At 70.0% G+C, this 19,567-nt stretch carries 20 protein-coding genes; 11 read left to right on the top strand and 9 right to left on the bottom strand.

The window, feature by feature from the left end:
• Nucleotides 1–8: 8 nt before the first annotated feature.
• Genes KOI47_RS09035 through KOI47_RS09025 form a run of 3 tightly spaced genes read left to right on the top strand, consistent with a single transcriptional unit; the run spans nucleotide 9 to nucleotide 3,177 of the window.
• A complete protein-coding gene (locus tag KOI47_RS09035) occupies nucleotides 9–1,055 on the top strand; it encodes a zinc-dependent alcohol dehydrogenase (RefSeq protein WP_216215537.1) in 1,047 nt (348 codons plus the stop codon).
• Complete coding sequence (locus tag KOI47_RS09030) at nucleotides 1,052–2,365, top strand: aminotransferase class III-fold pyridoxal phosphate-dependent enzyme (RefSeq protein WP_216215536.1); 1,314 nt, start codon at nucleotides 1,052–1,054, stop codon at nucleotides 2,363–2,365. Before KOI47_RS09035 ends, KOI47_RS09030 begins: the two co-directional genes overlap by 4 nt.
• Nucleotides 2,362–3,177 carry an APH(3') family aminoglycoside O-phosphotransferase gene (locus KOI47_RS09025; protein WP_216215535.1) on the top strand — a complete coding sequence of 272 codons (816 nt, stop codon included), beginning with the start codon at nucleotides 2,362–2,364 and terminating at the stop codon, nucleotides 3,175–3,177. Before KOI47_RS09030 ends, KOI47_RS09025 begins: the two co-directional genes overlap by 4 nt.
• A gap of 7 nt (nucleotides 3,178–3,184) precedes the next feature.
• Here KOI47_RS09025 and KOI47_RS09020 read toward each other — a convergent pair whose 3' ends face one another.
• The 4 genes from KOI47_RS09020 to KOI47_RS09005 form a co-directional block, all read right to left on the bottom strand.
• A complete protein-coding gene (locus tag KOI47_RS09020) occupies nucleotides 3,185–4,033 on the bottom strand; it encodes an inositol monophosphatase family protein (RefSeq protein ID WP_216215534.1) in 849 nt (282 codons plus the stop codon).
• 13 nt (nucleotides 4,034–4,046) lie between these two features.
• A complete protein-coding gene (locus KOI47_RS09015; RefSeq protein WP_216215533.1) occupies nucleotides 4,047–4,847 on the bottom strand; it encodes a class I SAM-dependent methyltransferase in 801 nt (266 codons plus the stop codon).
• Nucleotides 4,844–5,869, bottom strand: coding sequence for a Gfo/Idh/MocA family protein (locus tag KOI47_RS09010; RefSeq protein ID WP_216215532.1), 1,026 nt, complete (start codon nucleotides 5,867–5,869; stop codon nucleotides 4,844–4,846). The genes KOI47_RS09015 and KOI47_RS09010 overlap by 4 nt, the downstream gene beginning before the upstream one ends.
• Nucleotides 5,870–5,956: 87 nt before the next feature.
• Nucleotides 5,957–6,421 carry a carboxymuconolactone decarboxylase family protein gene (locus tag KOI47_RS09005; RefSeq protein ID WP_216215531.1) on the bottom strand — a complete coding sequence of 155 codons (465 nt, stop codon included), beginning with the start codon at nucleotides 6,419–6,421 and terminating at the stop codon, nucleotides 5,957–5,959.
• 321 nt (nucleotides 6,422–6,742) lie between these two features.
• On the opposite strand from KOI47_RS09005, the gene KOI47_RS09000 reads away from it, so the two are divergent.
• Nucleotides 6,743–7,924, top strand: coding sequence for an epoxide hydrolase family protein (locus KOI47_RS09000; RefSeq protein WP_216215530.1), 1,182 nt, complete (start codon nucleotides 6,743–6,745; stop codon nucleotides 7,922–7,924).
• A gap of 93 nt (nucleotides 7,925–8,017) precedes the next feature.
• Complete coding sequence (locus KOI47_RS08995) at nucleotides 8,018–8,233, top strand: hypothetical protein (protein WP_216215529.1); 216 nt, start codon at nucleotides 8,018–8,020, stop codon at nucleotides 8,231–8,233.
• Here the strand turns inward: KOI47_RS08995 and KOI47_RS08990 are convergent.
• Nucleotides 8,193–8,972, bottom strand: coding sequence for a PP2C family protein-serine/threonine phosphatase (locus KOI47_RS08990; protein ID WP_216215528.1), 780 nt, complete (start codon nucleotides 8,970–8,972; stop codon nucleotides 8,193–8,195). The two genes, KOI47_RS08995 and KOI47_RS08990, sit on opposite strands and share 41 nt — an antisense overlap.
• Nucleotides 8,973–9,056: 84 nt before the next feature.
• Between KOI47_RS08990 and KOI47_RS08985 the strand changes: the two genes are divergently transcribed.
• Together KOI47_RS08985 and KOI47_RS08980 are read left to right on the top strand one after the other, a co-directional pair.
• On the top strand, nucleotides 9,057–10,859 hold the full coding sequence (locus KOI47_RS08985) for an N-6 DNA methylase (RefSeq protein ID WP_216215527.1): 1,803 nt from the start codon (nucleotides 9,057–9,059) through the stop codon (nucleotides 10,857–10,859).
• Between the two features lie 12 nt (nucleotides 10,860–10,871).
• The gene (locus KOI47_RS08980; RefSeq protein WP_216215526.1) at nucleotides 10,872–11,774 is read left to right on the top strand and encodes a serine/threonine-protein kinase; all 903 of its coding nucleotides are present in this window, start codon (nucleotides 10,872–10,874) and stop codon (nucleotides 11,772–11,774) included.
• Here the strand turns inward: KOI47_RS08980 and KOI47_RS08975 are convergent.
• Entirely contained in the window at nucleotides 11,768–12,247 is a 480-nt protein-coding gene (locus tag KOI47_RS08975; RefSeq protein ID WP_232376633.1) for a pyridoxamine 5'-phosphate oxidase family protein, read from the bottom strand. The two genes, KOI47_RS08980 and KOI47_RS08975, sit on opposite strands and share 7 nt — an antisense overlap.
• 191 nt (nucleotides 12,248–12,438) lie before the next feature.
• Here KOI47_RS08975 and KOI47_RS08970 point away from each other — a divergent pair, with 191 nt between their 5' ends.
• From KOI47_RS08970 to KOI47_RS08955, 4 genes are all read left to right on the top strand, one after another.
• A complete protein-coding gene (locus KOI47_RS08970; RefSeq protein ID WP_216215524.1) occupies nucleotides 12,439–12,621 on the top strand; it encodes a hypothetical protein in 183 nt (60 codons plus the stop codon).
• A gap of 231 nt (nucleotides 12,622–12,852) precedes the next feature.
• Nucleotides 12,853–13,380, top strand: a complete 528-nt coding sequence (locus KOI47_RS08965; protein ID WP_216215523.1) for a hypothetical protein — start codon at nucleotides 12,853–12,855, stop codon at nucleotides 13,378–13,380.
• Between the two features lie 43 nt (nucleotides 13,381–13,423).
• Nucleotides 13,424–13,906, top strand: coding sequence for a thioredoxin-dependent thiol peroxidase (gene bcp, locus KOI47_RS08960; protein WP_216215522.1), 483 nt, complete (start codon nucleotides 13,424–13,426; stop codon nucleotides 13,904–13,906).
• Nucleotides 13,907–13,927: 21 nt separating this feature from the next.
• Nucleotides 13,928–17,164, top strand: a complete 3,237-nt coding sequence (locus KOI47_RS08955) for an NACHT domain-containing protein (RefSeq protein ID WP_408629926.1) — start codon at nucleotides 13,928–13,930, stop codon at nucleotides 17,162–17,164.
• Here KOI47_RS08955 and KOI47_RS08950 read toward each other — a convergent pair.
• The 3 genes from KOI47_RS08950 to rph all read right to left on the bottom strand — a co-directional run bounded on the left by KOI47_RS08950 (nucleotide 17,148) and on the right by rph (nucleotide 19,488).
• The gene (locus KOI47_RS08950) at nucleotides 17,148–17,837 is read right to left on the bottom strand and encodes a hypothetical protein (protein ID WP_232376631.1); all 690 of its coding nucleotides are present in this window, start codon (nucleotides 17,835–17,837) and stop codon (nucleotides 17,148–17,150) included. The genes KOI47_RS08955 and KOI47_RS08950 overlap by 17 nt on opposite strands.
• 269 nt (nucleotides 17,838–18,106) lie before the next feature.
• A complete protein-coding gene (gene rdgB / locus KOI47_RS08945) occupies nucleotides 18,107–18,709 on the bottom strand; it encodes an RdgB/HAM1 family non-canonical purine NTP pyrophosphatase (protein WP_216215521.1) in 603 nt (200 codons plus the stop codon).
• Entirely contained in the window at nucleotides 18,706–19,488 is a 783-nt protein-coding gene (gene rph, locus KOI47_RS08940) for a ribonuclease PH (RefSeq protein ID WP_216215520.1), read from the bottom strand. Before rph ends, rdgB begins: the two co-directional genes overlap by 4 nt.
• Nucleotides 19,489–19,567: the final 79 nt, after the last annotated feature.

Below are 19,567 nucleotides of genomic sequence, written 5' to 3'. Positions count from 1 at the left end.
AGGTGACGATGTATACCGAAGATCCGGCCACGGACGCGAGCACGATGCGCGCCCTGGTCGTCAAGGGCCCGGCCGAGCACGGCCTGGAACGAGTCCCGTGCCCTCGCCCGGGACCGGACCAGGCGCTGGTCGCGGTCACGCACGTCGCGCTCTGCGGCACCGATCTACGGCTGCTGCGCGGCACGCTGCACGACGCCGAGTACCCGGTGATTCCCGGGCACGAGTGGGCAGGCGTGGTACGTGCGGCACCGGGTCGACCCGAGCTGGTCGGCAAGGCTGTGGTGGGGCACAACTTCCTGCCGTGCGGCGATTGCCAGTGGTGCGAGCGCGGGGCGCAGAACCTGTGTCTCGCCCTTGACGAGGTGGGGTTCAGCCTGCCGGGCGCGTTCGCCGAGGCGTTCTGCCTGCCAGCGGAGAACCTGCGCCCGCTGCCGGAAGGACTGTCCGGGGCCGAGGGCTGTCTGGTGGAACCGCTGTGCGTGGCGATCCACGCCGTGCAGCGGGCCGGCGAGCTGACCGGGCGTACGGTCGGCGTGCTCGGCGCGGGAGCGGTCGGCCTGCTCGCCGCGCAGCTCGCCGTCGCGGGCGGGGCGAAGTCGGTCACCGTGGCCGACCCGAGCGCGCACCGGCGGGCCATCGCCGCCGACCTCGGCCTCGGCGTGGTACCGGATCTTCAGACATGGCATGACGATCCGCAGGAGGTCGTGTTCGACGCGACCGGCGTTGCGACGGTGTTCCCGGACGGGCTGGTGGCGACCCGGCAGGGCGGCACCTACGTGCTGGTCGGCTACTCCGGCGAGGACCGGACACCGTTCGAGCCGAGCGTGGTGATGCTGCGCGAGCTGACCGTGGTCGGCTCGCTGTCCGGGGTCGGCATGATCGACCGGGCGCTGCGCGCGATCGCCGACGGCTCGGTACGGCTCGGTCCGCTGCTCAGCGAGGCGCTGCCGCTCTCGGACTACCGGTCCGTGCTGGACATACCGGCACAGCGGGCTCCGCTGCGCAACATCTTCTTCGTGGAGCAGGATTCGAGTCGGGAAGAGGGAACCGCATGAGCATCGGCAGCCAGGGCAACGAGGAACTGATCGAGCGGGCGCGCCGGGTCACCGCCGCCGAGGTCTACGATATCGGCACCCGGTTTCCCTCGGTGTTCGTCGAGGCGGAGGGACCGTGGATGCGCGATGTGGAGGGCGCGCGTCTACTGGACGTGACCGCGGCCAGTGGCGCGTTGCTGCTGGGCAACCGGCATCCCAGCGTGGTCCGCGCGATCACCGAGTGCATCAGCCGGTACGGCACGGTGTTCGCCAGCACCCTGTCCCTGCCCCGGATCGAGCTGGCCGAGCGGCTGTGCGAGCGGTACCCCGCCGCGGAGAAGGTGGTGTTCACCAAGACCGGCTCGGAGGCGACCACGACCGCCATCCGGCTGGCCCGCGCCGCCACCGGCAGGGACCTGATCCTCACCTCGGGGTACCACGGGTGGCACGATTGGCACCTTGGGTTCCTGGAGATCGGCTACGACGCGGGCAACCGGGTCGCCTGCTTCGGCTACAGCGAGGCCGCGCTGGAGCGGATGCTGACCGAGTTCACCGGCAGGGTAGCCGGGGTGGTGGTCACCCCGGAGCCTGCCTGGTTCGGCGCGGACTACTACCGCCGGCTCTCCGCGCTGTGCGCAAGGCACGGCGTGCCGTTCATCATCGACGAGGTGATCACCTCACTCCGTTACGGTCCGCGGGGCCTGAACGGAAGCGGGGAGGTGCCCGCCGATCTCATCACGATGAGCAAGGGCCTTGCCAACGGGCACTCGATCGCGGCGATCATGGGCAAGCGCGAGCTGATGGACGCCTACGACGCGGCGGGGATCGCGGGCACCTACACCCGCGAGGTTCCGCCGATGGCCGCCGCGCTGGCCGTGCTCGACGAGCTCGCGGACGGTAGCGCGCACGAGCACTGCGTGCGCCTCGGCCAGACCCTGATGGACGGGATGCGGGACATCCTCGCCGAGGTCGGGATCCCGGCGTTCGTCGGTGGACCGCCGATGATGTTCGACGTCGTGGTCCCTTCCGAGGCACTGTCCTGGGACATCTACCGCGCCGCATACGACTACGGTGCCTACTTCGAGGACAGCGGCACACAGATGATCACCACCTCGTACACCGAGTCCGATGTGGACCATGCACTGACCGCATTCGAGAAGGGTGCCCGCAAGGTCGCGGCGACCACCAGCGTCGAGCCGGGAGAGCTGGGCGCGGACCGGATGGCCGAGTTCGCCGCCGAGGCGTTCGGCGGCGCGCTGACCGACAACGAGCGGGTGCGCGCCCGTACCGAGGAGACCATCCAGCAGATCGCCGCGCACACCGGGGCATGAGCGGGCCGGACCCGGTTCCGCTGGCCTGTCCCGAGGTGCTGGGCGGGGAGTGGGAGCATGTCGCAACCCGTTCGTACGGGACCACGATCCACCGGGTTCGGGGCGACCGCACCTACTACGTGAAGACCTCGCCGATCGTGGACACCGCGGATCTCCGGTTCCACCCGGAGAACGAGGCGGCCCGGCTGCGATGGCTGGCCCGGATGGGCTTCCCGGTCCCTGAGGTGGTGGAGGTCGGCGGCACCGCGGAGCGGTCCTGGCTGGTCACCACCGCGGTCACCGGGATGCCTGCGGCCGGCCCGTGGAGTCCGGCCGAGCGAGCGCGGGTGGTTGGCGCGGTCGCGGAACTCGCGGCCGCGCTGCACGCGCTCCCGGAGCGGGCATGCCCGTTCGACCGGACCCTGGCTGTCACCCTGCCCCGCTGCCGGGCCGCGGTCCGGCTCGGCACGGTGGACCTGGACGATATCGAGGAACACCGCAGAGGGTGGTCTGCCGAGCGGTTGCTGGCCGAGCTGGACGCCACCCCGGTCCCGCCAGAAGACGACATCGTCGTCTGCCACGGTGACCTCTGCCTGGACAACGTCCTGCTCGATCCGGAAACCCTTACCGTGACCGGAGTCCTGGACACCGGGCGGCTCGGCAGGGCGGACCGGTGGCTGGACCTGTCGGTGGCCATGCGGGACATCGGCGAAGAGCGGCAGGAATGGGGCTTCGGCCCGGCGCACGCCACGCTGTTCCGGGCCCGCTACGGGTTGTCCGGAATGGACTACGCGAAGCGCGACTACTACCGGCTGCTGGACGAGTTCATCTAAGCCGTGTTCAAGAAGGCGCCCGGTCCGCCGGCACGAGCGCCGCGCCGCGGGTGTGCTCGATCAGCCCGGCGTGCACCAGCGGCGCCGCCGCGAGAATGTTGCCGGAGGCCAGCCAGGCGTCGTGATCGCCACGCCAGTCGGTGACGATCCCACCCGCCTCCCGCACCAGCAGCGCCCCGGCTGCCACATCCCAGGGGCCGAGGCCCAGTTCGAAGAACCCGTCGAACACCCCGCAGGCGACCCAGGCCAGGTCCAGACTCGCCCCGGCGGGCCTGCGGATGTCCTCCACGGTGCCCACCACGGCGCTCAGCACATCGAAGTAGGCCGGCAGCAGGTCGGGCGTCTTGAACGGGAACCCGGTGGAGCACACGGCACCCGCGGCCGGTCTCGTACTCGCCCGGATCGGTTCGCCGTTACGAAAGGCCCCGCCGCCGCGCACGGCGGTGAAGGTCTCCCGCCACAGCGGCGCGTGCACCACGCCGACCACCGGCTCGCCGTCGGCGACCAGCGCGACGGACACCCCGACCGAGGGGAAACCACGGATGAAGTTGGTCGTGCCGTCCAGCGGGTCCACCACCCAGCACAGCCCGTCCACGGCGCCGCCGCATTCCTCGCCGACGAACCTGGCCCCGGCCCCGGTTCCGGCGTCAAGGCAGTCGCGGATGACCCGCTCGGCCCGCAGGTCGACCTCGGTCACGTAGTCGCCTGGGGCCTTGGCCCTTGCGGCCACCCTGCCGTCGTGGAACGCCGCACGCACCACCCGGCCCGCCCGCCGCGCGGCCAGCACGGCGTCGTGCAGGTACCGCTCGAGTTCGGCGCCGGAGAGTTCGCTCGATCCAGGTTCGGTGCCCTTCATGCGGCTCCCTTGGTCAGTCCGGCCGCTGCAACACCATCAGCACATCACGGATCCCGACCTGAGTCGGCCTGCCGCGCCTGCGGGTCCATTGCGCGGTGAGCTCTTCCTCGGTGACCTCCCGCAGCGCCGAGGGGTCGAACGGCGCGGAGATCAGGTAGTCCAGCTGGGCCGAGGCGGTGACCTCGACCCACCGGAGGCCGCTGTCCAGCGCGGCCGAGACGTAGTCCTCGAAGAACAGCCGGTTCACCGTGTCACTGTCGTGGACGTGCCACAGCAGCAGTTCGGCGAGCTCGGCAGGCAGCGCATCGGCCAGCAGCTCGGCGAGTTCGTCCCGCTCGTAGGCGAGGTGGGCCCATGGCGGGAGCAGGGTGTCCCGCCAGAACACCAGATCGCGGCCCTGGTAGCGGACGTACTCCAGCTGGTGCCCGTCGATCGCACTCCAGATGGGACCGAAATGCGCGTAGAGCAGCCCACCAGGGCGCAGCACCCGGCGTGCCTGCGCAAGGGTCGACGCCACGTCGAGAAACTGAAAGGCGTTGCTGGAGAACACCGCGTCCACGCTCGCGTCCGGCAGCGGCAGTTCCTCGGCGCGGGCCCGCAGCACCCGGTACCGACCGGACTCCGCGGTGTAGGCCGGGCGGTTCGGGTCCACCGCGTGCCAGCAGGCGACGCCGTGCTGCTCGGTGGTCTCCGCCGCCACCGAGCCGCCGATCTCGGCGACCACCGCCCCGGACAGCTCGACGCGGTTGGCGAAGTCGGCGAACACGGCATCCTCGGACAGGGCGAGGCCACCGCTCACCCGCTGCCCGGTCACGAGGTTCCCAGCCCGGCCGGCGCGGAAACCGGTTCCCCGACCGGAACCGGTCGCCGGGCCCGCCGCGATGCGGTGACCGCGTCGGCGATCAGCAGCGCCCGCCGCGCGTCGTCCACTGTGCACGGACTGGGCCCGGACTGCTCGACCATGGTCAGGAACGCCGCGATCTCCGCGCGGTAGGCCGCCGCGAAGCGGTCCAGGAAGCTCGACCACGCGCGCTCCGGGTTCCCCAGCGACGCGGGTTCCACCGGGCGCAGCGGCACCTGGCTGTCCAGCCCGACGGCGATCGTCGCCTCGGTCCCGGCCAGCTCCATCCGGACGTCGTAACCCGCTCCGTTGTAGCGCGAGGCCTGCATCGTGACGATCGAGCCGTCATCCAGGGTGAGCAGCACGGCCGCCTCGTCGACGTCCCCTGCGGCACCGATGTAGTCCGCTCCGCGGTTGATCCCGGTCGCGAACACCTCGACCACCTCACGACCGGTCACCCAGCGCAGCACATCGAAGTCGTGAATCTGGCAGTCGCGGTGGATGCCACCGGATACCGCCACATAGGCCGCCGGTGGCGGGGCCGGATCGGCGGTGACCATGTGCACCCTGCGGAGGTCGCCGAGCGCGCCGGACCGCACGTCCTGGTGACCCCTGCGGTATCCGGGGTCGAACCGCCGCTGGAAGCCGACCTGCACGGGCACCCCGCAGGCCCCGACCTGGTCCACCAGCCGCCTGGCCGCGTCCTGGTCGGTGACGCAGGGCTTCTCGCAGAACACCGGGACGCCGCGAGCGCAGCAGCGCATGATCAGCTCGGCATGGGTGTCGGTCGGCGCGGCGATGACCACCGCGTCCGGGGACCAGTCCAGCAGCTTCGCCACGGTGGGCAATGTCGTGCCACCCGCCTGCGCGGCCGCTGCGGTCGCGCGGGCTGGGCTCAGGTCGGTAACGGCCAGCTCGCCGACCCTGGGGTCGGCGGCCAGCGACCCGGCATGCACCTGGCCGATCCGGCCCGCGCCCATCAGTCCGATCCGCATTCACGCTCCCGCTTCGGTCTCGGCCCGCCGGTACTCAGTGCCTGTTCCTGAACTCGCGACACGGTCGGCTCGGCCGGGCTCGGACTCTCAGGAAATGAGCCACGGGCGGGCACCGCCTGCGAGCTGGTTCCACACGTTGATGATCGCGACGTTCCAGGTGAGCTCGGCCAGCTCGGTCTTGGTGAAGTGCTCGGCGGCCCGGGTCCAGAGCTCGTCGGTCACCGGAGCCCGGTTCATGTTGGTGAGTGCCTCGGCCACCTCGAGGGCGGCCCGCTCCTGCTCGGAGAAGAACGGCGACTCGCGCCACACCGGTAGCGCGGCGATCGTCCGCTCGGGGACCTCGGCCTCGCGCGTGTCCTGGTGGTGCGAGTCGACACAGTAGGCGCAACCGTTGATCTGCGACACGCGCAGCCGGACCAGCTCGAGCAGCGGTAACGGTAGGCTGACCTTTTCCGCAGCCTCGTCGAGTTGCTCGAACGCCTCCATCAGGTGCGGGGCGAGCTTGTCGACGGGCAACCGGAACCGTGCGGTCCGGCGAGGAACCTCCGCCATACTGTGTCTCTCCTTTGGTCACGCTGCCCGACCGTGGCCGGAAACCGGTTGATCCTTGACCGATCGGACGTACATCCAGAACGAATCCCGCATACCTCGGCGGAATAAGTGGCCGGAGGTAACCGCCCACTCGCCAGAGCCCCATTCGTACGCTGCGATCTTCGAAGGTATACCAGAAGTTCCGGCACGTTCTCCAGCAAAGGGGACGAATCGAAACACAGTGCGCCGAACGCTGGAGGGCCACCTGCACCCGGAGTAGCCAGGAATCGGCCGCGCGGTCGATTGTCGGGCGGGTACCGGAAACCGTGCGAACCTGATGCGGTGAACACGTATCGGCACGCCATCGACATCGAACCGTTCACCATCGCCGTCACGGACGAGGTACTGGCGGATCTGCGCGACCGCATCCGGCGCACCCGCTGGCCCGCCGCCGCCCCGGGAGCCGCATGGTCGCAGGGCACCGATGTGGACTATCTGCGCGAGGTCCTCGCCTACTGGGCTGAGGATTTCGACTGGCGTGCGCGGGAGCGCGCGTTGAACCGGTTCCACCACTTCCGCGCCCGGATCGGCGATGTCGACGTCCACTTCGTCCACCACAGGGCCGCGTCCGGAACCGGCATCCCATTGGTGCTCACGCACGGCTGGCCGAGTACCTTCGTGGAACTTCTCCCGCTGGTGCCGCTGCTCACCGATCCCGCGGCGCACGGTATCGACGGACCGGCTTTCGACGTGGTTATTCCTTCACTACCCGGCTACGGATTCTCCAGCAGGCCACCACGCGCGGTGACAATGCGCGATACCGCCGCACTGTGGCACCGGCTGATGCGTGGTCTTGGCTACCGGCGCTACGGGGTGCAGGGCGGGGACTTCGGTTCCGGGATCGGCACCTTTCTCGGTGTGGACGAACCGGAATCCGTGCTCGGCCTGCACTTGAGCAATATCGAGCTCGATCCCTACCTCGGTGCGGACGCGCCGCCGCTGACCGAGGCCGAGCGGGCCTTCATCGAGCAGGAACGGGATTTCGCCGAGCGGGAGGGCGGCTACAACGCGGTCCAGTCGACCGCGCCGCAGACCCTCGGCTACGCCCTCAACGACTCCCCGGCCGGTCTCGCCGCGTGGCTGCTGGAGAAGTGGCGGTCCTGGTCGGACTCGGGCGGCGACATCGAGTCCCGGTTCTCCAGGGACTTCCTGCTCACCACGATCACCCTGTTCTGGGTGACCGCCACCATCACCGAGTCGATGCGCGACTTCCACGACAACCGTGACTGCCATGCCGCCCGCACGGCGACCGACCGGGTTCGGGTGCCCACGGCCGTCGGCCTGTTCGGCAACGAGTTCGCACACGGCGGGGCCCCGCCCCGGTCCTGGGCCGAACGGCTCTACGACCTTCGCCGGTGGACCGTCCTGCCCTCCGGCGGGCATTTCGCCGCGGCCGAGGAACCGTGGCTGCTGGCCAGGGACATCGCCGCCTTCTTCGCCGAGCTCCCGGTTGGTCCCTGGTAACGGGTCCGCGCCGGACCGCCCCGTTTGCGCGGACAGCCAGGGGCTGCATACTCGGCCGGGTAGCCGACAGCGAGTGTGATCCCGAGGATGTGCGTGCCGAGGAACAGACGAGGATCCAACGACTTCCGGTACACCGGCGCGGCCAGGTGCACCGGCTGCCAGCAGCGCGCCGTCATCCCCACCGAGGCCGATGCCGACCGGTTCGTGGCCAAGTCCGAGGGAGGGCTACGCAAGCAGCGCTGCCCGCACGGCAACGGCTGGCACCTGATCAATCCCGAGTACCAACGACGTCGACGAGCACACAGGTGATGTTGTCCGGCCCGCCGCCGGCATTGGCCAGGTCGATCAGCGCGCAGGCCGCCGCCTCCGGCTCTGGCCGGGCCAGCAGGGTCTCCGCCACGGCCTCGTCGGAGATCACGTCGGTCAGCCCGTCCGAGCACAACAGGTACCGGTCCCCGGCCAGCGCGTCCTGCGCAAAGAGATCGGGTTCGGCGGAGCCCTCCCCCTGTAGCGCCCGCATCAGCACCGACCGGCGCGGATGCGCCGCGGCCTGCTCGGCGGAGACCTTGCCGTCGTCCAGCAACGCCTGCACCAGGGTGTGATCCCGGCTCAGCTGGCGCAGCGTCCCCTCCCGCAGCAGGTAACAGCGGGAGTCACCGACGTGGGCGATGGCGAACCGCGCGCCGTCCCAGAGCATCGCGGTGAGCGTGGTGCCCATCCCCTGCAACCGCGTGTCCCGCGCGACCAGCTCAGCGAGGCGGCCCGCGGCGTCGGTCACACCGGTGGCGAGCACGGCCAGCGGATCGAGATCACGCAGGCCGCCCGTGGCGCGGCCGGTGGCGAGGGCCTTGCTGAGCCCGCCGTCCAGGTCGGCCATCGCGGCGGTCGCGGTGGAGCTGGCGACCTCGCCGAACACGTGCCCGCCGATACCATCGGCGACCGCGAACACCCGCTCACCCGCGAAGGCGGCGTCCTCGTTCGACTTGCGTCGCACCCCGGCATCGGACCGGACCGCGTACCGCAACGCCAACCCCGTATCGTATGTCATGGTCACCAGTACATCACTGGTTGATTCAGTTCACAAGCACATCCCCTGTGGACCGTAAGCTAACTGTGAACTATGGTCGTCGCCATGAGTCACGACACCACCGTGAACGCGGGTGATATCGCGCGGCTCGTGCACGTCGGCAAGGCAGCGGTGAGCAACTGGCGGCGCAGGCACGAGGACTTCCCGCGGCCCGTCGGCGGTACGGCTTCCAGTCCGCGGTTCTCCCTGCGCGAGGTGGAGGACTGGCTGCGCCGCAACGGCAAGTCCTACGAGGTCTCGCTGGCCGACCGTGTGTGGCAACGGCTCCGTGCCAGCACCGACGACCTTGGGCTCGGCAGGCTGGTGGGCAGCGCGGGCGCGCTGCTGCTGAGCAGGCAGGGCGGCACACCCGCCGCGGAGGACCAGCAGGCCGAACCGATCGGCACCGAGCTGGGGGATCTGCTCACCGCGCTGGCCGCCGAGCGGGGCGCCGTGGAGGCCTTCGAGTTCCTCTGCCGCCGCTACCTCGAGGAGCACTCCAGGCGGCTGTCGGTCACTCCCTCGGAGGTGGCGAACCTGCTCACCCGGCTGGTCAGCCCCAGGGGCGGCACGGTGTTCGACCCGGCATGCGGCGCGGGCACCTTGCTGCTTGCGGGCGGGGCGCGGCAGGCGCTCGGGCAGGACAGCGACCCGGATCTCGCCCGGATCGCCGCCATGCGGCTGCTGCTGCGTGGCGTGGACGCCACCGTGCTCGCCGGGGACTCGCTGCGCCAGGACGCCTTTCCCGGGACGCACGCGGACGCCGTGGTCTGCGACCCTCCGTTCAACGAACGCGCGTGGGGACATCCGGAGCTGGCCGGTGACCTGCGGTGGGAGTACGGCCTGCCGCCACGCGGCGAACCCGAACTCGCCTGGGTGCAGCACTGCCTCGCCCACGTCCGGCCCGGCGGGCTGGTGGCGGTCCTGATGCCGGGGGCGGCCGCGGGCCGCAGGCCGGGGAAACGCATTCGCGGGAACCTGCTGCGCGCGGGCGCGTTGCGGGCGGTGGTGAGCCTGCCGGACTCCGGCCCGGACCTGTGGCTGTTGCGCAGGCCCGAGCCGGGAGAACGACCACCCTCCCGGGTGCTGTTGCTGGTGGCCGAGGACCTCGCCGAGGTTGCCACGGCCTGCCTGCGCCAGCTGCGTGACCCCGAAGCCGAGCAGGCGGTACCGATCCTCGAGCTGCTGGACGACGAGGTGGACCTGAGCCCGGCGCGGTACCAGCTGCGCCACGAGGGCAGCGCGGTGCTGGAGGAGTTCACCGAGGTGGCGGCGCAGCTGACCGCGCTTTCCCTGGAAGTGCCCGGCCTGACCAGCCGGGACGGATCCGGGGACGCGCCCTTCACCACGGTAGGAGAGCTGGCGAGGGAGGGCATGCTGACCATCCAGCACGCCCCGGCGCGCAACAGTCCGGCCGACGATGGTGACCTCGCGATGCTGACCACCGAGGACCTGCTGACCGGCGGCCCGCCCTCCGGCCGCACCGCCGAGCACCCCGGCCAGGTCATGGTGGAGCCGGGCGATGTGGTCGCCTCCGCCTCGGGCGCGGCGCGGGTGGCCGAGACGGCCGCGGTACTCGGCCCCCATCTGGCCCGCTACCGGGTCGAGGCTGACCTACTGGACCCCGACTTCCTGGCCGGGATCCTGCGCGCGGCCGCGCAGTGGGCGCCGCGCGGCTCCGGCCGGATCGACCCGCGGCGTGCCCGGCTCCCCCGCCTTCCGCTCGACCAGCAGCGCCGCTACGGCGCGGCGTTCCGGCAGCTGACTCGGCTGGAGGACGCGGCGAGGCAGGCGAGCACGCTGGTGGGCACCCTGGTCCGGCTGGGCTTCGGCGGGCTGGCAGGCGGCCGGCTGGCACCCCGGGACTGACGGGGTGCGGCGATGCTGATCGCGGACCGTTACCGGCTGGACGAGCTCCCGCTTGGCAGGAGCGGCATGGGCGCGGTCCACGCGGGTTACGACACACACCTGGACCGCAGGGTGGCGGTGAAGTTCCTGCACCTGCCCGGTGGGCCGGACGAGGAACTGGAGCAGCGATTCGTCCGGGAGGCCCGGATCCTGGCCCGGCTGGAACACCCAGGGGCGCCGGTTCTCTATGACTTCGGCATGTTCGACGCGCGGCTGTTCCAGGTGATGCAGTTCATCGAGGGGGTCACCATCGCCGATCTGCTCGGCGAGCACGGCCCGGTCCCGGTGCCCTGGGCCGCGGCGATCGCCGCGCAGGCCTGCGCCGTGCTGGCCGCGGCACACGAACTGGAGATCTGCCATCGTGACCTGAAGCCCACCAACCTGATGCTCTGCCCGGACGGCAGCGTGAAGGTGCTGGACTTCGGGCTGGCGATCCTGCGCGAGTCCGATGTAGCGCAGTTCACCAGGGCGGGTCAGATCCTCGGCACCCCCGCCTACATGGCGCCGGAGCAGATCCGGCACGGGGTTGCCGGGCCACGCAGCGACCTTTACGCGCTGGGCTGCGTGCTGCACGAGATGCTCACCGGGCGGCAGCTGTTCAGCGGGCCGACCGCGTATGCGGTGTTCGAGCGGCAGGTGAACGACGAACCGCCACCGGTACCGGAGGCACCGCCCGAGCTGGCCACCTTGCTGCACGAGCTGTTGCGGAAGGACCCGGCCGACCGGCCCGCCGACGCCGGTGTGCTGTACGAGCGCCTGCAGCCGCTGGCATCCGCTCTACCGCCCCTGCCAGGTTTCCTGCACCCGCCCACGGTCCCCAGCCCTGGCCGGATGTACGCGCGGATCCTCGGCAGGATGGTCCAGGGTGATCACTGATCGGCGAGCATCTTCCGGAAGTCCCAGCTGTTGATCTTCTCCGGGGTGACCCTGAGCCAGCCGTGCCGCTCGTCGTATGGCGTCTCCTCGATGCCGAAGTACTTGCGTGCGAACAACTTCTCCGGCTCCACCAGCTCGGGGTAGTCCTGTCCGGTTCGGGGCGCCTCGCCCACCTGCTCGGCCACGCCGGTGATCTCCACCCCGCGTAGCTCGAAGTACTCGTGACCGGAGTCGACCAGTATGGCGATCCGGGGGTCCCGTCGCAGGTCCACCCAGCGCTGGCTGTCGGTGATCGAGTACAACCACAGCGCCCGCTCGTGCCAGACGAACCACAGCGCGGTGACATGCGGCCCGCGATCGTTCACCGTGGCCACCCGGCAGGTGCGCTCCGCGGCGAGGTAGGCGTCGATCTCCTCCGCGGACATCGCCACCCTGCGGCTGCGCCGTTGCGGCTTGAGTTGCTGACCGGTCACGATCCACCTCGCTCTCGGTGTGGCACGGGGCATGCGATGCCATGCCACCTTGATGCCACTCTGCCAACAGGTTGTATCACTCGTGCTAAACAACACAACCGCCGACGACGGTCGGGTAGCGTACGGCCGCCGATCCGACGACACTGTGCTGGCGAAACTGTCCTGGCGGTACGGCGCCCGGGAGGTGACCCATGCCCGCACGCAACCCCCTGCGCTGGCTGGTGCGTTGGGCGGACTGGTTCGAGCTCCGCGGTGTGTACGTGCCCGGCGAGGACAAGCAGGCCGTGGACCCCTGGCGCGACTTCGGGTGGCTGATCGTCGCCTGGCTGGCCGGGCTCGGCATGTTCATCCTGTTCTTCGCGCTCGCGGTGTGACCGGTGGACGGGGACGGCGGCTGCAGATGTGGCACCGAGGTGACGATTGTCACCCGTGGTGCCATTCCGATCACGGATGAGACACGGGCCGACACCAGCTCCGCTTCAACCCCCCTTTCCCGCTCGCACCCGATCGCATGTCCCGACAGAGTGGAGCAGGCCTCGATGGCTACCGCCATCCAATGGATGTAGCACCTACAGCAAACGGAGTAAGGAGTGGCGCCTGTGCGAATGCTGAGGCCCGCCCTGGCCGCTTGCCTGCTGGTGGTCGCGACGGCGTGCACCACGCCGGCCGCGAGCGACGACGCGTCTTCCCCGAGTGAGACCAGCGAATCGTCCGAGTACGACAAACGGACGCCGACCGAGCAAACGGTGAGTTTCGGCAAGGACTACAAGTTCACCTCCGGGATCACCGTCGCCGTGTCCGAACCGAAGTCCTTCCGCCCGAGCAGTGCGGCCTACCCGCAGTCCGACCGCGCCGTGTCGTTCGAGATCTCGCTCTACAACGACGGTCCGCAGCCCTACCGGCTGTCCCAGCTGTCTGTGGAGGGCATCGTGGACGAGGAGCCCGCCAAGCAGGTGGTGGACGCGACCCAGGGGTTCAACGGCCTGACCGAGGCCGACAAGGACCTGCCGCCGAAGCGGAACGTCCGGATGACGGTGGCCTTCGCGGTTCCCCCCGAGCCGACCTCGTTCTGCCTGCGGCTGCGGCCCCGGACCGGGAGCGAGGCCACCGCCATCTACGCGGGCTCCGTCTGATCGCCCGGAAACCATGTCGGTGCCGCCCGGTACGGTGCACCCCATGACCACCGAACAGCGTCGGCTCTCCCCCGGTGACCCGGCTCCCGGGTTCACCCTCCCGGACAGCGCGGGCAACGAGGTGTCCCTCGCGGACTTCCGGGGCCGCTCCGTCGTCGTGTACTTCTACCCGGCCGCGGGCACGCCCGGGTGCACCAAGCAGGCCTGTGACTTCCGGGACAACCTGGCCGAACTGGACGGTGCCGGTTACCAGGTGCTCGGCATCTCGCCGGACAAGCCGGAGAAGCTGGCCAAGTTCGTCGAGGCCGAGCAGTTGACCTTCCCGCTGCTGTCCGACCCGGACAAGACTGTACTCACCGAGTGGGGCGCGTTCGGCGAGAAGAAGAACTACGGCCGGGTGGTGCAGGGGGTCATCCGCTCGACCTTCGTGGTGGACGCGGAGGGCAACATCGCCAAGGCGCTCTACAACGTCCGCGCCACCGGGCACGTGGCCAAGTTGCTGCGCGACCTGGACATCGCGAGCTGACCTCCATCACCCTCCTGCCGGATTGTCCGGCCTGTCCGCCCAGGGCACGATCCCAGCGAACGCGGACGGGGAGGGGTCATCACAGGTCTGGAGGGGGCGGCGCTCAGGCTCGGCTCCGCCATCGCGACGCAGGCGGGGCGGTCCTGGTTGCAGCGTCGCAGGGCACGATTCGAGCGCGCCGCGAGCCTGACCGAGCTGGCCGAGGCCGAGCTGGCGAGCCCGCTGCAACGGCGCAAGCTGGAGAACCTCCTCGACCGGATCGGCAACCAGGTCACCGAACAGCTGGAACCGGTGCTGCACGAGTTCTCCGGCGACCTGCCGGAGAACGAGGCCGCCGCGGCGGTCCTCGCGGTGCTGGACGTCCTCGGTGAGGCGGATCTCACCGACGAGGCGTTGCTCGCCGATGACGCCGATGCCGAGCAACTCGCCCGCAGGCTGCGCGGGCAGTTTCCGGACCGTGCACGGCAGGTCAGCCTGGCCGAGCGGGCACGGCCGCTGTACGAACTTGCGCTCGACCAGGCCTGTCGTCACCTGGTGCAGGTGATCCGTTACCTGCCGGCCTTCCGGTCCACGGCGCTGGCCGAGGTGCTCGCCAGGCTGACCACCCAGTCCGAACGACTGGACGAGCTGCTGGCCCGGTTACCGCGGACCAGCCTGTTCGCACCCCAGGGCACCGACCTGGACGTGGCGTTCCGTGGAAGGTACCTGGAGTGCCTTGCCGCCCGGCTGGACCGGCTGGAGTTGCTCGGCCTGCCGATGGACGAGCAGCCCGCGCTGCCGTTGACCGTGGCGTATCTCAGCCTCAGGGTGTCCACCGAGAACGACCGGCCACGGGACCGCCGGATCGCCGCCGAATGGTTCGAGTCGACGGGCACGGCACACCACACGGACGGCGTTCCGGTGGAGAACGCCATCGGCGACTCGCAACGGACCCTGCTGCGCGGCGACGCGGGCTCCGGCAAGACCACGCTCCTGCACTGGCTCGCGGTGACGGCGGCCCGGCACGGCTTCACCGGCGCCCTCGCGGAGTGGAACGGCTGCGTGCCTTTCCTGATCCAGTTGCGCAGCTTCAGCGCCGGGGACCTGCCTGCCCCGGAGGAGTTCGTGCCGCACGCGGCGAAGGCCATCGCGGGCGCGATGCCGGAGGGCTGGGTCCATCGGCGGCTCGAGGACGGCACGGCGTTGTTGCTCGTGGACGGCGTGGACGAGGTTCCCGCTGCGCGGCGCCGGGAGGTGAAAGCGTGGCTGCGGGACCTTGTCGGCACCTTCCCCGGGATGCGGGTCGTGGTGACCTCACGGACCGCGGCGGCAGACCGTCGCTGGCTCGCCGAGGAGGAGTTCGCCACGGTCACCCTCGAGCCGATGAGCCCACGCAATGTGCTGACCTTCGTGGAACGCTGGCACGAGGCAGCCAGTGGGACGCACGTTGCCGAGGCGGCGGAGGCACAGCGCAGGCTGCGCGGCCAGCTGGAGCGGCCGCATCTGCGCGAGCTCGCCGCCACCCCGTTGTTGTGCGCCATGTTGTGTGCCCTGAACCTGGCGCACCGTTCCGAGCTGCCGCGCAACCGGATGGACCTGTACGACAAGGCACTGGCCATGTTGCTGCACCTGCGTGATGCCGAGCGGGGTATTTCCGGACTGCTCACCGACACGGAGAAGAAGGTCCTGTTGCGGGACCTGGCGTGGCGGTTGACCCTGGCGAATCGGGTGGAACTGACCAGGGACAACACCCTGGTACACCTGCGGCAGAAACTGCCCGGGATGCCCAATGTGGACGCCGAGCCGGAGGCCCTGCTGAACCACCTGCTGGAACGCAGCGGGGTGCTGCGGGAGCCGGTTCCCGGCAAGGTGGACTTCGTGCACCGTACCTTCCAGGAGTACCTCGCCGCGGACGAGGCGGTGCAGCAGCATCACATCGACACGTTGGTGGCGCACGCGCATCTGGACACCTGGCGGGAGACCGTCGTGATGGCCTGCGGGCACGCGACCGCCCGGCAGGCCGCCCAGCTGCTCGGCGGGATCCTGGACCGCGCCGAGGAAAACCGGCCCCACGCGCGCAGGCTACGGTTACTGGCCGCCGCCTGCCTGGAAACCGTGCAGGATGTGGAGCCCGCCGTTCGGTCCAGAGTGGATGGTTTGGTCGAACGGCATCTGGTACCACCTCGGAACGTGCGGGAGACCCGTTCGCTGGCGAGTATCGGCCACCGCGTGCTGCGGCACCTGCCGACGGACCTGAGCGAACTGTCCGAGGCCAAGGCGGTGGCCACGGCCCGGACGGTCGCGCTCACCTGCAGCTCCGAAGCACTGCCCCGGCTCGCCCGGTACGCCCAGGATCCACGACCCTCGGTCCAGTATCAGATCGCGGATGCATGGCAGTACTTCGACCCCGAACGCTTCGCCGAGGAAGTACTCGCCGACTCACCGCTGGCCCATGGACACCTCATCGTCCACTCGCGACGGTTGCTGCCGTTCACCGGCCGACTACGACGTCTCAGATCACTCTGGATAATGCTTCCCCAGCGCGAACCGCTCGACGACCTGGAATCACTATCGGACCAGGAACACGTCACGAACATCAATGTTCATCTCAATCCGGGACGGACCGTCAGCCTCGCGGCACTGGAAGCGCATCGGCGGATCGAGTACCTGATCCTGCGTGACGCCGCCGAGATCACCGACACCAGCGTACTGAGTAAACTGGACAACCTGATCTCGCTCATCCTGGCGCCGACGCACCCGTGGCAGGACATCAGCTTCGTTTCGACAACAAGGAACCTCGACCTGCTGAGTCTCGGCAGCCTCGTCAGGGTGAGCGACTACAATATTCTGTCCGAACTTCGCAAGCTTCGCCTGCTCGAACTCTCCGAATACACCGAGGAAGCCCTCCACCGCACCCGGCCACTGCCACACATCTCCGAGATCAACCTGTACGACCCCGTCTGCCGGCACGACGTCGGCAAGCTGTCAGGGACGTTCCCGGGGATCAGGAGGCTACGCCTGATCGACTACGGTCAGTTCGACCTGACGGAGCTACCCGCCTGGCCCCTGAACGAACTGGTCCTGAGCGGGACCACGGTACCTGACCTGACGCCCCTGACTCGATTTCCGCTGCACACGGTCCGGCTGGTCCGGTTCCCCGGTACGGTTGACCTCAGCCCGCTGGCAGAACTGGACATCCGGCTACGACTGGATCGCAAGGGACACTACCGTGGCCTGCGCAAACTCGGCCCGGGCGTCAAGATCAAGTACGTCGACTGACCCGCCAGCGCAGCAGGTGGACGAACACCTCGGCGTCCGGTACCGGAAGCATCCACTCCCCCGCGTCCGAGGCGAGCAGCACCGCCGGTCCCGCCGAGGTGTGCACGGCGGAGTCGTCGGAAAGCCGTAGCCACGGGATCCGCTGCCCGGTGTCCGGCAGCATCGTGGGCCGCGCGCCACGTAACCGGTCGAACGGCAGGCTGCCGTAGGCGGTGGGTCCACCGCGCCCCTTGTGCCGCCGTGCCGACCACTCCACCCGGTCCCCCGCGATGGCCACCGAACCGGAGAACAGGCCCAGGTCCGCGATGCGGGCGCGGAACGCCACGGTGAACGGGGTGGCCCCGAGTTCGGGGCACGGCGGAAACAGCAGGACCCGGTGCGCCCGGTGCGCGAACACGAAACCGAGGACCAGCAGCGTGAGTTGCAGCAGGAACACGACGCTCGCGCCGACCGTCGCGAGCGTCGTTCCCGCGTTCATGGCCATCCCGACCGCGGGGATGCCGCCGAGCAGCAACTGGCACCCACCGGCGAGGAACGCGGCACGTCCCCACCGCGGCGGCTCGTAGCGCAACGAGCGCAGGCTGCCGAGCAGGATCACGGCGGGCAACGCGGTGCCGAGCACCGGCAGCACCAGCCACCACGCGACGCCCTGACCGGCCACGGCGATCGACACACGCTCAGGCAGGTCACCACGAACATCAGCGGGCAGACGACCAGACCCGCCAGCAGGTAGGACCGTGCGCGGGTCCATCTCGGCTGCAGCATCCGCGCCACCTGGCCTTCGGTGACACCGGGCATCGTGACGGGAACGAGCACGGCCGGAACCCTAGCAGCGGGTCAGCCGGGTAGTTACGGAAGGTGACGGACGGCAGACTGGGTGCGCGTGGATGGCAAACGCGTGCGCGTGGGGAGCAAACACGCGGATGTGCGCGGCAAACACGGTCAGGCGAGCTCGTGCAGGTAGGGCAGCAGCTCACGCAGGGCAAGGCCGCGATGTGAGACGGCGTCCTTCTCCGCCGAACCGAGCTCGGCCGAGGTGCGGGTCTCCCCCTCGGGGACGAAGATCGGGTCGTAGCCGAAACCGTTGGTGCCACGGGGTTCCCAGGCGATCTCACCGCCCCAGTCGCCGTACACCACGGTCTCCCCGCCACCGGGGACCACCAGCGCGGCGGCGCAGACGAAGCCCGCTCCCCTTCGCTCATCCGGCACGTCGGCGAGCTGGGCGAGCAGTAACTCGAGGTTGGCCTTGTCGTCGCCGTGCCGGCCGGACCAGCGCGCGGACAGCACACCCGGCATGCCGTTCAGCGCGTCCACCACCAGGCCGGAGTCGTCCGCGACGCTGGGCAGCCCGGTGGCCTCCGCGGCGGCACGCGCCTTGAGCAGCGCGTTCTCCTCGAAGGTCGCGCCGGTCTCGGCGACCTCCTCGAACTCCGTCACATCGGCCAGCCCGAGCACCTCCAGGCCCTCGATGCCCTCGGCCGCCAGGATCCGGCGCAGCTCGGTCAGCTTGCCCTCGTTACGGGTGGCCAGCAGCAGTTTGCTCACTTGGTGCCCTTCGACTTCTTCCCCGCTGGTTGCGGCTCCGGCAGCTCACCGGGATACGGCAGCGCGAGCGCCTCCTCCTGCTTGCGGGCAAGCTCCGCGCATCCGGCGAGCGCCACGTCCAGCATCTTGTCCAAAGTAGACCGGGTGAAGGTGGCACCCTCGGCGGTGCCCTGCACCTCGATCAGGGTGCCCGCATCGGTGGCCACCACGTTGGTGTCCACCTCGGCCCGCGAATCCTCCTCGTAGGGCAGGTCCAGCCGTACCCTGCCGTCCACCACGCCGACGCTCACCGCGGACACCGCTGCCGAAAGCGGCTTCGGGTCGGCGAGCCTGCCTGCGGCGGCGAGCCAGGTGATCGCGTCGGCCAGCGCCACGTAGCCCCCGGTGATCGCCGCGGTCCGGGTGCCGCCGTCGGCCTGGATCACGTCGCAGTCGATCACGATCGTGTTCTCCCCGAGCGCGGCCAGGTCGATGCAGGCCCGCAGGGACCGCCCGATCAGCCTGCTGATCTCGTGCGTGCGCCCGCCGATCCGGCCCTTCACCGACTCCCGGTCACTGCGGGTGTTGGTGGCCGATGGCAGCATCGCGTACTCGGCGGTGACCCAGCCCAGCCCGGAGCCGCTGCGCCACCGCGGGACACCCTCGGTCACGCTGGCCGCGCAGAGCACCCTGGTGTCGCCGAACTCGATGAGCACCGAGCCCGCGGGCCACTGCTGGAATCCGCGGGTGATCCGTACCTCGCGGAGCTGGTCGTCGTTCCTGCCGTCTTTTCGCGCCACGGGTGCACTCTAAACCCACATCGAAATCACTGAAGAAACCCGTCCGGCGCGGCCTGGACCAGTAGAGTCCCGCTGATCA

The sequence above is a fragment of the Amycolatopsis aidingensis genome (assembly GCF_018885265.1).
Taxonomy (GTDB): domain Bacteria; phylum Actinomycetota; class Actinomycetes; order Mycobacteriales; family Pseudonocardiaceae; genus Amycolatopsis; species Amycolatopsis aidingensis.
This window is presented reverse-complemented; position numbering and strand designations above follow the sequence as displayed.